This window comes from Thermoplasmataceae archaeon (assembly GCA_038729425.1).
GTDB lineage: Archaea > Thermoplasmatota > Thermoplasmata > Thermoplasmatales > Thermoplasmataceae > B-DKE.
Genome location: JAVYSB010000011.1, coordinates 1 through 14,122 on the forward strand (window position 1 = coordinate 1; position 14,122 = coordinate 14,122).

Sequence of the window (14,122 nt, forward strand, 5' to 3'; positions counted from 1 at the left end):
GCGTTTTTTATTGCCGCCTTCGCTCTTGCCGTAATACATGTACCCAATATTCGCGGTCGGAGCCTTTGCTTTCGCCATTTCAAGTTCCCTTTTTTTCTCGTCCTCAATATTGCGGCGGTTTTCCTCGCTTATACGCCTTTTGTACTCTGTGGCCCACTGCCTTATGTCCTTTTCCCAGAGTTCTGGGTTTGACACCGAAAAATCCTTTATCTGTAGAGATGCTCCCTGATAAAATCTGATGGAAACAATCCTCTTTTTGCCCATATTCAATCTAGGCACTGCTTTGCCAACATCTTCAAGAGCGTCCAGCTTTACTTCCATATCAACAAGGGATGGAGCAGCTCTGAATATTCCGCGTCTGCCATTCCTAACATATATGATGCGCTTATTCGTGAGATACAGTGATCCCTTGGACACCTTGACACCATGATCGAAGAGCAGAGTCCGTTCAGACAGAATCTCGTGCTCGTCACTCTCATATATTGGCATACTTGAGATCATTGTTGACTGGAATATAATTATTTATACAGCATTTTTTTCACCAAAAAATGGCACCCCCTTTTATCTCAGTCCCCGACGTGTATTATCCTGCTTCCCTGGAACTCAAACCTGAAAGGCTCCGGCCTCATACCTCCGATTTCCCTTGTTATCCTTTCATGATACTCGGGTTTTGCATAGAATAACAGGAAACCTCCTCCCCCAGCTCCTATGAGCTTCCCCCCGGTAGCGCCGGCGTCCATAGCTTTCCTGTAGGCTGTATCCACCAGGTCATTGCTGATACCGTTGGTTAGTTCCCTCTTGAGAAGCCAGTTCTCATGCAGATATGATCCCATGGAGTCATACTCTCCCTTAGAGAGAGCGTCGTAAGCGTCCTCAGTGATCTTTACCATCCTGTCGTAGTTCGGTTCCCTGTTCTTAACACCCTTTGCCTGTGAGGAATGTATCTCCCTGGACTCCCGCTGTATTCCAGTGTAAAGGAGGAGCAGATTTTGCTGGAGTTTTTCCCGCACCTCCTCATTGGCAATGACCGGCTTCACCAGAACGCTCTCGTCGGGATAGAATTCCAGCATATTCAGGCCCCCATAGGCAGCCATATACTGATCCTGCTTCCCTCCCGGCTCCCTGAGCACATTCCGCTCAATTCTTACAGCTTCCTGTGCAAGTTGCTCCGGAGACGTATATTCACCCTTCCAAGCGTGTAAGGCGTTAAGAAGACCAACAAGAAATGTACTGCTTGATCCAAGTCCCGTGCCACCCGAGGGTATGTCTGAAATGCTGACTATCTCAATGCCGCCGTCTATTTTGAGGAGTTTTAGAGCCTCCCTGACCGATGGATGTTCAATCTGGTTCACAGTATCAACAATCTCTGTTTTTGAGTAACTGACCCTTATCTTGCTGTCAAACTTTTTGTTCACAACGATATAGATGAACTTGTTGATTGAAGCAGAGATCACTGCTCCCTTCTCATGAGTGGTATAATATTCAGCTATATCGGTGCCCCCTCCCACGAATGTAATTCTCAGCGGGGTTTTAGAGATGAACATTCTTGTTTTCATTTCACTTTCCCAGGAGTTTCTTGATTCCATCATCAAGAGAGACCCTGGCGTCATAGTCAAGAAGGCTCTTCAGCCTTGTTGTATCTGCCAGAGTTTCCATGACATAATTCTTCACTGGCATCTCGATGTACTTTGCCCTGATGTTCTTCCCCATATGCTCGTTCAGCTTTTCCAGCATCTCATTGAGATCGTAATTTCTCCCCGTTCCAGCATTTACCACATTGAAGCCTGTTAGTTGCGATGACCTGATGAGGATTTCCACGATGTCGTCAACAAAAATGAAATCACGCTTCTGTTTACCGTCCCCATATATGATTGGCTGTTCGCCCTTTTTCAAAGCCCACATGAACTGGGTCACGAGGTTCGCATACTCTTTCTTGGCCTCCTCATGCCAGCCGTATACTGAAAAGAAACGGACCGCGGAAACGCTTATGCCATTCAGCTTACAGTATAGTTCAGAGAGCCTTTCCGCTGCAATTCGGGCTTCAGTGTAGTAATCAGTAACGCTGGGTACACAGTCTTCCCTGTGCGGTGGATCAATGCCATTGTAGATTGAAGAAGTCGATGCAAATACGACCTTCGACTTGTTGTCTTTCGCGTACTCGAGGACACTTATCATGCCGTCAACTACTTCGTTGATCAGGTGCGGGTTGTTCCGGTACATCGGGGATGCAGAATATATACCAATGTGAAAAATGTAGTCCGCCTTGAACCCGGATTTCCCGATATCCTTAGCATCTCCTTTAATGAATTTTATTCCGCCAGAAATGATAAGGTCCTTAATATTTGACTCGCTGCCTGAGTGCAGATTATCTATCACAAGCACCTTATTGTTCTTCGCAAGGCGTTCCACCAGATTGCTGCCGATAAATCCAGCCCCGCCCGTAACTATGACTTTTTTTCCTGAAATTTTATCCATGATTACAGGAATGAAAATATACATAAAAAGACGACTGTGCAATTTGCAATCCTGCCGAATACCTCTGTAAATACTGGCTTTGTGAAATAGCGGCAATATCGAAGACATCATGAAATGTGAAATAATCGGGAAAATGAAATGCTGAGCGGAATCCTCAAATGAGCACCAGCAACTCAGGCTCTAAACGCACTATTGAGTGCGTTTCATGTGGATACACCGCAGGCCAGATACTCGGTAGTGACTAAAGGGTGTCTTCAACGATCTTTGACCAGATGTGACCGATTGATATGTGGATTTCCTGAATTATGGAGGTTCTCTGGCTTTTCACCACTATGGACTTCCTAGCGATCTTTACCATCTCCCCGCCGCTCCTTCCTGTGAGGGCAATTGTACTGCATCCCATCGTGTTGGCCTTCTCCAACGCCATGTTGACGTTCTTGGAGTTTCCGCTTGTGGAAATGCCCACTACCACATCACCACGGTTGGCAAATGCCTCAACCTGTCGGGAGAAAACCATGTCATACCCATAATCGTTTCCAATAGCAGTTACAGAAGAAGTGTTTGTGTTCAGTGCAATGGCAGGCAATGCACGCCTTTCCTTTTCGAACCGCCCCACAAATTCTGCGGCAATGTGCTGGGAATCAGCAGCGCTTCCTCCGTTTCCGAAGATTATGAGTTTGCCGCCCCTGTGAAAACTGTCCGCAATCATGTTTCCTGTTTCCATTACTAGAGGGACATCGAGATCTTTGCGGGCTTCTACACCCGCTTCTATGTATTCAAATATCTCCTTTGAGTTCATAATACAGTTGCACATGCTGCCGGTGTATGATAATTTTTTCTCCTCCTCGAAGGCATCTGTGATGGTAAATTCTTGGCATTGTTATGGGTAATATTGTGCAATATTTACATATAATTCAGCGATACTCCCGTATGCCATTCTTCTTTGAGGAGTTTCCAAGAACCACCGGTAGCAGTGCGGGAATGACCATGATGATCGACCGGTTGCTTCCCGGAATCGATGAATTCCTTGAATTTGGTTGGAGATATCTGACAGTGGCGAAGATCGGATGGGGACTTCCCCTGCTGATGGACAGCACGCTTCTATCGAGGAGGATAAGAAAATATCGTGACAGGGGTGTAGAGGTATCCAATGGAGGTACCCTTCTAGAGCTGGCTTCGTCAAGAAACCTTCTTGTTCCGGCTCTCAGACATCTGTCCGAAGCCGGCTTTTCAGCAGTAGAGATGAGCGAAGGCATTATTGATCTCCCTAGAAACGAAAAAAATGAAATTGTGGAATTCGCCAGGAAAAAAGCCATGAAACTTTACATTGAAATTGGAAGGAAAAATGCAGGAAACCAGCTTTCACTTGAAGAAACTCTCGATCACATAAATATGGCTCTGGAGTTCGAACCGGACATGGTTATCATTGAAGGCAGGGAAACGGGAAAAAGTGTTGAGATATATGACAGCGAAGGAAACATAAAATGGGACTGGGTAGCCAGGATTGCAGAAACATTTGACATGTCCAGGATCATGTTTGAGGCCCCAAGAGAAGATCAGCAGGCCCAGCTGGTCACAAGGCTCGGTCCGTCCGTGAACCTAGGAAACGTGTCAATGCAGAGTGTTCTTCCACTTCAGAGCCAGAGAATGGGATACCGCGGTGACACGTTTGGCGGGCATGTGAGCCCGGACAAAATTTCCGGCAGCCCGGCGGCAAAGTTTGTGTATCACATAATTGCATCCCATCTATCTGTTGACCAGAGCCAGATAAGCAGGATCTCTGGCCTTAACCGGAGAACTGTGCAGATAGCCTTGGAATCCCTGACCACTCAGGGGGTTGTAAAGGCAATGAGCGACCCCAGGGATATGCGTCACCGGATATATTCCGCAGACAGGGTTCGCAATTAGCAATTTTTAGCTTTATGAACGAAAAATGAAAAATTACCACTGCCCATTGTTAGGTTGTTTTGAATTTGTGTGGTATTCCAGTTACATAAACTGTTTTTGAAATAAATTCATGGTGGCTGGAAGATTGTTTTGGTCTCATGTCACTCATTTGAAAAATGGAACTCCAACCATTATTACCGGCGATCCCGAGTATCCTCTTTGCAAAAGCACAACTGAACCGCTCTGTGCATAAACTCCATAATACCCAGACCCGTACATAAGTTCGCTCATGTTGTGCATACTGGGAGAGCCAACCACAAACTGATTGGAACTGTAATCAAGCAGCACATATTCGATTGGGAATGCTTCTATCTGGCCGTTCCCAGAAGCGTTGAATGCGTCATGTACTATGCTGTACATGGAAAAATTGACGAAGTTCGTGAGAGGTGCGTCAAGGATCAGCCCATTATATAAGGATCTGGGAAAAACCTCCGGGAGGTTATTCTGTATAAGTATGTTTGAGGCGTTTTCTGGTAGCAGCGAAACTATGGAATGCAGCCCGTTTAACTGGGTGAGATTTGACTGTGAAATCTCATTACCAAGGTTGAAGTTATCCGATGTAACGCTGTTCAGTGGACCATATGGCTGAAGAAACAACGCGGAAACCAGTATTACTGCCAGTATTGCCGTCGCAATATGCTTCGATGACCACCTTGCGGCAGCCTTGAGCTTTTTTCCATTTTTGTGGACAGATTCGTATCTGCTGAGCACAATCAAGCCGTCGATTATACCCAGGAAAATAAAGGGAGTAAACAGCCCGCTGTACTGCCTGTGGAAAAGATATGGATAGATGAAGTAGATGTTCTGGGAGAGGATAATAAGCGCAAAAAATGGAATGAAAAATGGAAGCCACCTTTTTGAAATAAACGGTACAAAGACGACAAGGGCAAATATCAGGAAGAGTGTGAAAAGAACGTTTCCAGGGGTGTGAATGGATAACGTAGATCCGCCGAACTGTGAAGTTACGAAATTATAATATCTCACCCCCTGAACTTCCAGGTAGCCAATGATGAGCAACATGGAAGAGGCAGCGAGCAGTGAAAAACCGTAAATCAATTTTGAGAAGATTTTTTCTGTTCTGGCGCCACGGTACTCATAGACTATCACTGTAAGCGCAAATATCAAGGGAAAGAGGCTGTACGGAAAATAAACGGTGCCCGAGAAGATCATCAGGATGAATGACGACATGTAATGGCGTTTCACATAAAGGAGATACCCCCCAAGAAAGAACGGCATGAAGAATACCTGATAATGAAAATCAAACCACGTAATTCCAGCAATGGGCGGATAGTAAAGAAAAGCCACCGCAATGCATACTGCTTTCCACCTCTCATTGAGAAAAATCACTGCCAGCCGGTAAACGATCAGCGCAGAAACGTTTATGGCGAGTATCTGTATGGCAAGCAGGGAATAGAGACGACCTGTAAGATATAGAGGCGAGAGTATCACAACAATAAAATCAGTGAAGAAATAGTTCAGGAATTGCTGCATGTTCACCAGCGAACCGTTAAAGACTTGCCATAAACGCTCATAGTTTAAGCCAAGGTCATAAACTGAGTAATTAAGTGACGTGTACCTGATGTATGAGATGTATATCCATACTGCATTGTAAAATGCGAAGGCTATGATCATCAGCACAGAAACTGTATTGCGCCTTCGTACGAAGGTATGCAGTTTTAGGTCGCCAGATGTCAAGTTCAGTTTCCTCCGCATGTAGTATCAAAAAATTTCCTGTAATCCGACATGGCTCTACCTTCCCTGTAATAATCTTCTATACCTGAGTAGAGCCCGTACCTTTGTGTTTCGCTCAGATCCATTATCCTCTCGATGTTTTCCATATATTCTTCCGCATTTACCGGATCAGCGAAATAGCCATAATTGGGCAGTATCTCCCTGTTTACAGGTATATCTGAAAGTACCACCGGAAGCTGGGAGTTTATGGCCTCTATGGTTGGTCTCCCAAATCCCTCATGGAGGCTGGGTGAAAGGAGCAGGTCTGCCGCGTTAAAATACAGCGGGTAATCGCCTTCTGGCACGGACTCTATATTTATGATGCGCCTGTTTCCCGTTATTGATCTTTCAAAACTTCCAATGTGCAGTATAATATATTCTTCTGGAAGTTTTCCGATGACCTCCGGGAGAATTTCCTGGTTCTTTCTCGGTTCCGCTGAGCTTACGGCGAGTATGATCCGCTTGTCCTGATCTAAATTCAGGCGTTTCCTTGCTTCTTCCTTGTCTCTCCTGACGAACGAACTATCTGTCCACTGATGGATCGTCACCGGATTAAGATTTGGGAACTTCTCACGTACTGCTCTCTCTGTTGATTTGGATATTGTTACAAGCCCCTGAAGCTTTTCCATTGACTCGTAATTTCTCTGGATATATTTCCTGAAGGCGTATGAATAAGCACTCCTCGATATCCCATCGCCTATTGGCTGAAGGTCGTGTACCGTGCCGGTCATATTAGCATTATATTTCTCCAGATGAAAAAATTCCGGCGAAGTTAGGTGTACTTGCTCGAATTTCTCCACATATTTCTTCCAGAATGATATTCCATATGATGACAGAAAAACCCTCAATGGATATAATTCTGGTCTTGGCTTGACGATGTTGGAATAGCCCGATTCGTCACTGCCCGATGATTTCTTGAAGAACACGAGTTTTTCAAAGAATTCAAGATCGTAGAGCAACTTCGAATAAATTCCCAAGCCCGTATTCAGCGGCGAACAGGAAATAACGGCAGATTTGGTAAACATTATCCTTCTGTCCAGTTCAATATTACCTTATGTTTAATCTTTATGAAATTGCCTGACACCGCCAAGATCGTTCGTGATTCATCGGGCACGCAACCACGAAAGCCTATCCAAAAGACCTGAATGATCTTCCCTTTCCACACTGCGCATATATTTCAGTGTAGCGCCAAGGAATTCCCCGTAACATTGATCCCACGAGAAATTCTTTGCCCACTTGGTGGCTCGTTCAGAGTAACTCGTAAGTATGGTCTCGTTAGCCAGAAGTTCCTCTGCGTTCGAAGCAATAGCTGAAATGCTTCCATACTGGACTAACCGCCCAGTAATATTGTTAACTACAGAATCCCTGACGCCGGGAACGTCGTATGCTATCACAGGACATCCGAATGCCTGCGCCTCCATGTTACTGAGCCCCCAGCCTTCCTTGACTGAGGCGCAGATTGAAAGCTTGGATATTGAAAACAGCTTGTACTTTTCTTCCTCTGTTATCCTGCCCAGAAAATGAACCCGTTCTCCGAGGCCCATGGTCTTTGATAACCGTTTCAGGCGGTCCTCATAATCTCCGGTCTCAGGAATTCCAAAAATGAACAGGTGATATTTTTCTGGAAGGCGCGCAAGGGCAAGAATGATGTCCTTATGGTTTTTCCACGGTCTAAGCGGTCCAGGGGCAACAAGATATTCCATCTTAATTGAGGGATTGTAGAATCCCGGGCTGACGCCGGTCTTTACAATGTGAACATCGCGATATCCCTGGTCCACCAGATCCTTCTTGGTGGATTCGCTGTTAGTAATTACCCTTGCCTTCCTGTATAGAGCTGGATTGATCACGTTCTGAAGGAAGTAGGCGAACGGTGCCATGAAGCCAAGTTTTTCCCTGAATACGGAGTATGGCATAAGGTGGTGTATCATGACCGTTTTGCTCTTACGGCTGAATAACCCAGACAGGAAGGGAATAGCATTTACCGACTCGAATACATAAGCTTTTTTTCTTGCGCGGAAAAATTCCAATACCATTGCAAAATAAACAGTAAAAATGTTTCCTACCCTGACAATCTCTATGCCATTGTAAACTTCCCTCCGGGGGCCACCTGAAAACCCGGACGAAATCCATGTTACCTTGACCCCGTCCTCGGCCAGCCTGCTTGCCATCTCATAACAGTATCGTTCCGCGCCGCCAGCTTTGGGGTTAAGGATGTCACGCCAGTTTATAATCACAAATTTCTTCGTTCTACGACCAGTACCATCTTCCTGATCAGGATCGGTATCCTGCATCTTGAAAGTATCCACTTTGCCTTTCGCGCCCGGTCTCATTTTTCAGTGACCTGAAACGGTCAATTTAAACTTTATGTGTAGTATATAAGTGCGAAATTATTTCTGGTAGCAAGGAAATCAGATTTCCGTAGAAATTTAGATCATTATGGGGACAATAGCCAATTTGATCATCTTAACGGAAAAACCTGTGACAGTGCTACTGAAACATTCTCCTTACCTGATGCAGATATCCACCTTATGCTGAAATTGGGGTTCAAAGAATAAGATTGGCCGTTGGAGTACATACATGAACTGAATTTGCCTGAAGCGTTTTCCCATGTGATCATCGGGTATCCTGTCACCGTTCCATTCTGCCCCACGACTGAAAAGGTAATGTTCGTGACAGCACTATCTGGAAGCTTTACGGTGACATTATATGATCCAGGTGCAACGAAATCGCTGCTCCAGTTTAACGTAAAAACACCGGATGCTGAGGATTTGACCTGCACATTATTGACTGTCTGCTGCAGTGGTTCAAAATCCGTATACCCGCTGTAATTAAGTTCGATCAGCATTATGCCATACTTTTCCGATAATACACCGTACATGCCGGAATCGAGAAGGTCATTGAAGACCTTCACTTCCATTGATGAATTGTACAGGTAAATGTTGGCAGTATCGTTGAAAAGGTAGTTGTACGGGTCATTGATCGCGTATTTCGGATAGTTGCTTCCGTTGAATTCGTATCCCACAATCCAGTGATACCCAACGGTCAGTTGCGGCATATTACCCTGCACAAGTACGGATGAACCCGGTGGAATCATTGCCATCATGCTGGAAAGTGCCTGATCCTGTGCGGTGTACGTTGTATTCTGCCTGGTGTCATAGGGGAATGATGATCCTGTTATCTCGTTTCCAACTGGAGTGAGAACGAGCGCTAGCGCGATATTTACTGCCACAAGTATCCCGACAGATCTTTTAAAGCTGGAAATTGTCTTCCTTCGTACTGATCTCGCTTTATACCTGCTAATCCCATATACTAGCGATATAAATATGCCCGGCGTATAAAGGGCAGCATACTGGTAACCAAAAGGTGTATAGTAAGGTGTATGAGATCCCTGAAAAAACATGAATATCAGGTACGGTAAGGAGAGCAAGAGGTATTTTGGACTGTAGAATGAAAACATCAAAAGGGCAGCCAATATTGAAAAAACGAAGATAAACTTGTACCAGATATTTATCAAAAGTGTTCCGGGAAATCCGAATATATTGGATACCGAGGTTGTATAACTCATGCCATAGTGCATGTTCACCAAGGCAACTATAATGACCGGAAATAGGAGAAGACCGATCACGTAAGACCTATTTTTGACTTTTCTCGTTGTGCTCATATCGTTATATATTACCAGGAGACCGAAGATAAAAACTACAGCCGCTGCAAGATAGTTGGTAATAGCAGCAAGAAACATGAAAAGAACTGAAAATAGCCTTCTATCTGAAAGGTAAAGCCAGAAACCAATGAAAAAGAATGTTGGAAACAGCGTCTGAAAGTGAAAATCATACCACACTGCCCCTGAAATCGGAAAATAAAGCAGGTATAAAAGAGAAGGAACTATGGATAAGACGGTATCGCCAAGAACATGCAGAGAGATACGGTACAGTGCATAGGACCCAAATGCAACCCAGAATGCCTGAAAGATTATGAGTGGAACGAAATTCGGGTAGGATTGGAAGAGGATTGCCAGAGGGAGATAAATCATCTTGTTGAACGTGATCTGCGAAGGGTTCTGCAAAAAGTACAGTGTACCACCATGAACTGCGCCGTAAAGAAGTCCAGAACTTAGGCCGAGATCATACACATATGCATTGAAAGAGTAAAATCGCATTACCCCAAGGATAGAGTAAACTGTGCCATAGACTATTAAAGATGCCAGGACAAATAATTCCCGGGATCTACCTTTGGAAACCAGTTTCCATACCCCCATGTAAAGACTTAATTCCAATCCTATAAAAAATATGTTGCTCCAAAAATGTTTCAGAAAGATGGGAAAGGATCAGAGAATCCTGTTGCGCATGCCAGATTAAACAAATATAATACACGAAGACCATTCGTTAAATCTAACCTTGTGATCCACAGGTACAGATGGTGGACAGAAGATATATCTATTTCACATTTTCCATCGTGGCTTTCACCGCTCTCATTGCTATGCTTTCCTTTGTGAGATATATTGACTTTTTCACCTCAAATGATGACCTCGGGATATTTATCCAACAATTAACCAGCGTCAAAGATGGCTTTTTGCTATACGAAGCTGGTGACTTCCAGGGATATGGAACACTTTCTTATCTGGAGATACATGCCACCTATGTCGAACTGCCCTATGCATACCTCTACAACTTATTTGGAAACCACATAACGCTCTTTGCCACGGAGGGTTTCGCTGTTGCCATCGGCACCATTCCGCTATATTTCATTTCAAAACACATCGGGCTGAATAAGAATTACACAATTGCCCTGCTGGTGCTGTATTTGTTCGGCTTTCTAATGATCTCCTCGTTGATGTATGACTTCCACTGGATGTCATTCATTCCCTTCTACTTTATGTCAGTGTTTTACCTCGTTTCTGTCAGAAGACACGCCCTGGCCGGGATTGCGATTTTATTTGGATCGCTGACACTTGAAGTCTTTCCCTTTCTGACCTTGGGTATTTTATTGTATTATTTTGTGGATATGGGAGGACTTCGGCTTATTTCGAAACCGCTGACTTTGTTTGCTAGAGGCTACCTGTATCTATATGGCCTGGCGGTATTGGCCATTTCCATTTTCCTGTTTGAAAGAGTAATGCAATTGACAGTAATTCCAGATTTACTGAACAATCAGAGTGGAATTGTTAATCTGGTCAGATATGGCCTTCCTTCTCTGGTCCCATCCAGTTTAAGCATGAACCAAATAGTTTTGCCACTAACATACTGGCCAATGATCTTTGCTTCGTTCGGGTTCATCCCACTCCTAGACAGGAAAACCCTGATCCTTAGCATACCGTGGATATACGAAACGTTCCTTCTCCATCAGTCGTATGCCAATGTAACGGAGCAGTACAACTTCATTGCGCTATCATCAGTGATAGTGGGTCTTGCATTCGGGCTTAAGAGATTATCAGACTGAAAAACGGGCCCAATTACCAGGAAGATACCCTACATATGGACTGCATCCGGCATTGTAATAATAGGTGCAAACCTGGGTACGGTGATCACGTTTCACCTTGACAATGTGCTGGTTGCGATCATCGCTATTATTTCCTTTATAAGCGCGTTTACCATCTATCTGACCAAAACAAAGAATGGCAGAGCCGTAAAGGTATCCTTGGCCAAACATGTAAATGCCAGACATGCTCTGATAGGTCTTGTTCTCCTTCTCCTTGTATTCAATGTCCTGGCAGGACCACTGAATACAAATAACAGTATACCTACTACAGACTCCGGATACGCTTTTTCATTCACCCTAAATCCAGAGTTCCATGCCGCGAAATCACTTGCTGGAATGATCCCCATAAATGCAACAGTTGCAGCTTCCGACAACCTCTTCCCGCTTGTTTCTACAGACATGAATGCTTATTCATTTTACTGGCTTCCGATGAATGAGCTTGGCCGGCCTGGCTATTACAACTTCAGTAATCCATTGCGTTTTCAGTACATATTTGTTGACCAGAGCCAGTTGAACCTGGTTCCATCTATAATGGTCGGTGCGATAACAAACTCATCGTTGTTCGGTGTCCTCGCGTCGGTGGTTTCTACGGACAGTTACCCGGGAAACATAACGCTGTATGAACGAAATTACTCTGGAAGCGAAACTGTTATCTTTGCATAGAAAATAGGCTTCCAGCAGTATTAGCGATTCACGGTTCAGCGCCTTGTATAATGACCAGGAGCACTACAAATGTCAGGTATAGGAAATCAACTTTCAGCACAATGGGGGCGTGTATGGCTGCCAAGAATGATATCTTTCGTCCTGGGCATCATTATCCTTAGTGTTTCATTTGCAGTTTTCCTTTTGCTGGGATATCTTAACATTCCAGGATTGGTCCTTGTATGGGTAATGATAGCGGGCAGCGCAATTCTCATGATCAAATCTGTAATGCTCCCCTTTGGCGGTTTAGGTAGGAAAATATCGACTTTTGAAAAAAACGGAAAGATAGTTTCCCTAATGCCCGTTGTTGTAATGGTTGCGATCTTCGTTGTATTTTATCTGCTAACTGGTGTCCTGAACATGCAGGGAACGGATGAAATCAATATTGACTACTATGCAGGATATCTTGTTTCCCATGGAATCAACCCATACGTGGCTGCGAACATGGGAAACGTGTTCAACTTCATGCACTTCCCGGCAGATCTTTCAACGCCACTTCTTAATGGCGGATATGTAACATATTTTTCGTACCCTGCGCTCATAGCCCTTGTATTTGCACCGGCTGCTTTCTTTAAGGTGAACGATGTCGTGGTTCCACTCCTCTTCACGCTCTCTACCTTTCTAGTTCTCTATTTTTCCTATTATCGCCCGCGTACCCCTAATTTTGTTTACCTCCTGGTTCTTATATCCTTGCTTGCCTACTACTCCTATCTTGCAGTTGGAGGGGTGGTAGATTCTGTATGGGTATTCTTTATTGTAATCGCTTTCCTGTCCAGAAAAAAACCTGTATATTCGGGGATATTTTTCGGTTTATCGCTTGCCGCAAAGCAGATTCCCATAGTGATCTTTCCTTTTTTCCTTTATATGATATTCAGGGAGAACAGCAGGAGGGCAAAATCAGCCATTTACTTCACGATTTCAATGACGTTTTTATTTCTGATTATCAATTTGCCATTCATTATTGTTTCTCCAGGAAACTGGCTTTCGGCAATGCTTTCCATCCTCAGCTCACAACTGGTTGGTGTTGGATTTGGCCCCTCGGCACTGGCTTTTACAGGTTTTTTGCAGATCTCTCATGCATTTTTTACCTTTTCGTTGATATCAGTCGCCATCTTCCTTTTCCTGATATATCTGCTTTACTACCAGAGACTGAAATTTGCATTTTTCATCTTCCCCGTGATAATTTTCCTCTTTAACTACAGGGTCGAAACTGACTACCTTAATTTCTGGCCAATACTCCTGCTGCCAGTACTATGGGAGCTGCATACTTTCAGGAAACCTGAAACTATTTGGACCCCTGATCCAATTGGTAAAGTAAAGGCCAGCTCATTAAAAGTGTCCGCCAAGAAAAAGAAGATCGTGGTCATTGGAATATCTGTATTTCTTGTGGCGTCAATTGCAGCCGCAGGATTTTATTATTCTGGCGTGGCTGTTAAGGCCAACAGGATCGAAATAGATGGGGTTTCTGGCATAGTGCATTCATCCAATGATCCTGGCAAAATTGTGTCAATAACCCTTAAAATGTACTTTGAACCTGGTAGCAATGTACCACCGCCTGGCCGTCCTTTTTTTACCATATACGTGCCCTTTCATGCCAATTCGTTAGTAACGGGTAACATGAATCCCCTGCTGTGGACAGCTACCTCAGACATCTCAACTGGCTACAGCATCATTACGATTGCGCCGGAATATAACTCCAGTGTGCTGAATATAAATACTCCATTCAGACTGGTGGCCTATTATGCTGGTTATACAGGTGTGCTCCTCAGTTCAGGCATACATTAATCGTGCA

12 protein-coding genes are annotated in these 14,122 nt (G+C 44.3%); 4 read left to right on the forward strand and 8 right to left on the reverse strand.

What is annotated here, in order from left to right; genetic code table 11:
- From QW597_07130 to QW597_07145, 4 genes are all read right to left on the reverse strand, one after another.
- On the reverse strand, nucleotides 1-489 hold a 489-nt coding region (locus QW597_07130), incomplete at its 3' end, for a zinc ribbon domain-containing protein (GenBank protein MEM0156351.1).
- A 77-nt stretch (nucleotides 490-566) separates the two neighbouring features.
- Entirely contained in the window at nucleotides 567-1,556 is a 990-nt protein-coding gene (locus QW597_07135) for a kinase (protein MEM0156352.1), read from the reverse strand.
- Between the two features lies 1 nt (nucleotide 1,557).
- The gene (locus QW597_07140) at nucleotides 1,558-2,475 is read right to left on the reverse strand and encodes an NAD-dependent epimerase/dehydratase family protein (protein MEM0156353.1); all 918 of its coding nucleotides are present in this window, start codon (nucleotides 2,473-2,475) and stop codon (nucleotides 1,558-1,560) included.
- 241 nt (nucleotides 2,476-2,716) lie between these two features.
- The gene (locus QW597_07145; protein ID MEM0156354.1) at nucleotides 2,717-3,274 is read right to left on the reverse strand and encodes a D-sedoheptulose 7-phosphate isomerase; all 558 of its coding nucleotides are present in this window, start codon (nucleotides 3,272-3,274) and stop codon (nucleotides 2,717-2,719) included.
- Between the two features lie 131 nt (nucleotides 3,275-3,405).
- Between QW597_07145 and QW597_07150 the strand changes: the two genes are divergently transcribed.
- Entirely contained in the window at nucleotides 3,406-4,383 is a 978-nt protein-coding gene (locus QW597_07150; protein MEM0156355.1) for a phosphosulfolactate synthase, read from the forward strand.
- Between the two features lie 144 nt (nucleotides 4,384-4,527).
- On the opposite strand, the gene QW597_07155 is transcribed toward QW597_07150, so the two are convergent.
- The 4 genes from QW597_07155 to QW597_07170 form a co-directional block, all read right to left on the reverse strand.
- Nucleotides 4,528-6,117: a DUF2079 domain-containing protein gene (locus QW597_07155; protein ID MEM0156356.1), complete on the reverse strand. Its 1,590-nt coding sequence runs from the start codon at nucleotides 6,115-6,117 to the stop codon at nucleotides 4,528-4,530.
- A gap of 2 nt (nucleotides 6,118-6,119) precedes the next feature.
- Nucleotides 6,120-7,178, reverse strand: coding sequence for a glycosyltransferase (locus QW597_07160; protein MEM0156357.1), 1,059 nt, complete (start codon nucleotides 7,176-7,178; stop codon nucleotides 6,120-6,122).
- A 78-nt stretch (nucleotides 7,179-7,256) separates the two neighbouring features.
- Nucleotides 7,257-8,483: a glycosyltransferase family 4 protein gene (locus tag QW597_07165; protein ID MEM0156358.1), complete on the reverse strand. Its 1,227-nt coding sequence runs from the start codon at nucleotides 8,481-8,483 to the stop codon at nucleotides 7,257-7,259.
- Nucleotides 8,484-8,611: 128 nt separating this feature from the next.
- On the reverse strand, nucleotides 8,612-10,408 hold the full coding sequence (locus tag QW597_07170) for a DUF2079 domain-containing protein (GenBank protein ID MEM0156359.1): 1,797 nt from the start codon (nucleotides 10,406-10,408) through the stop codon (nucleotides 8,612-8,614).
- Nucleotides 10,409-10,566: 158 nt separating this feature from the next.
- On the opposite strand from QW597_07170, the gene QW597_07175 reads away from it, so the two are divergent.
- The 3 genes from QW597_07175 (at nucleotide 10,567) to QW597_07185 (ending at nucleotide 14,115) form a co-directional block, all read left to right on the forward strand.
- Nucleotides 10,567-11,589 carry a DUF2079 domain-containing protein gene (locus QW597_07175; GenBank protein MEM0156360.1) on the forward strand — a complete coding sequence of 341 codons (1,023 nt, stop codon included), beginning with the start codon at nucleotides 10,567-10,569 and terminating at the stop codon, nucleotides 11,587-11,589.
- A gap of 81 nt (nucleotides 11,590-11,670) precedes the next feature.
- Nucleotides 11,671-12,291, forward strand: coding sequence for a hypothetical protein (locus QW597_07180; protein MEM0156361.1), 621 nt, complete (start codon nucleotides 11,671-11,673; stop codon nucleotides 12,289-12,291).
- A 126-nt stretch (nucleotides 12,292-12,417) separates the two neighbouring features.
- Nucleotides 12,418-14,115, forward strand: coding sequence for a hypothetical protein (locus QW597_07185; GenBank protein MEM0156362.1), 1,698 nt, complete (start codon nucleotides 12,418-12,420; stop codon nucleotides 14,113-14,115).
- The last annotated feature ends 7 nt before the right edge of the window (nucleotides 14,116-14,122 follow it).

Bases quoted from the DNA above. Each gene is read 5' to 3' on its own strand.
- QW597_07140 (MEM0156353.1), bottom strand. From the start codon at position 2,475: ATGGATAAAATTTCAGGAAAAAAAGTCATAGTTACGGGCGGGGCTGGA.
- QW597_07145 (MEM0156354.1), bottom strand. From the start codon at position 3,274: ATGAACTCAAAGGAGATATTTGAATACATAGAAGCGGGTGTAGAAGCC.
- QW597_07150 (MEM0156355.1), top strand. From the start codon at position 3,406: ATGCCATTCTTCTTTGAGGAGTTTCCAAGAACCACCGGTAGCAGTGCG.
- QW597_07170 (MEM0156359.1), bottom strand. From the start codon at position 10,408: ATGGGGGTATGGAAACTGGTTTCCAAAGGTAGATCCCGGGAATTATTT.
- QW597_07185 (MEM0156362.1), top strand. From the start codon at position 12,418: ATGATATCTTTCGTCCTGGGCATCATTATCCTTAGTGTTTCATTTGCA.
- QW597_07135 (MEM0156352.1), bottom strand. From the start codon at position 1,556: ATGAAAACAAGAATGTTCATCTCTAAAACCCCGCTGAGAATTACATTC.
- QW597_07175 (MEM0156360.1), top strand. From the start codon at position 10,567: ATGGTGGACAGAAGATATATCTATTTCACATTTTCCATCGTGGCTTTC.
- QW597_07165 (MEM0156358.1), bottom strand. From the start codon at position 8,483: ATGAGACCGGGCGCGAAAGGCAAAGTGGATACTTTCAAGATGCAGGAT.
- QW597_07160 (MEM0156357.1), bottom strand. From the start codon at position 7,178: ATGTTTACCAAATCTGCCGTTATTTCCTGTTCGCCGCTGAATACGGGC.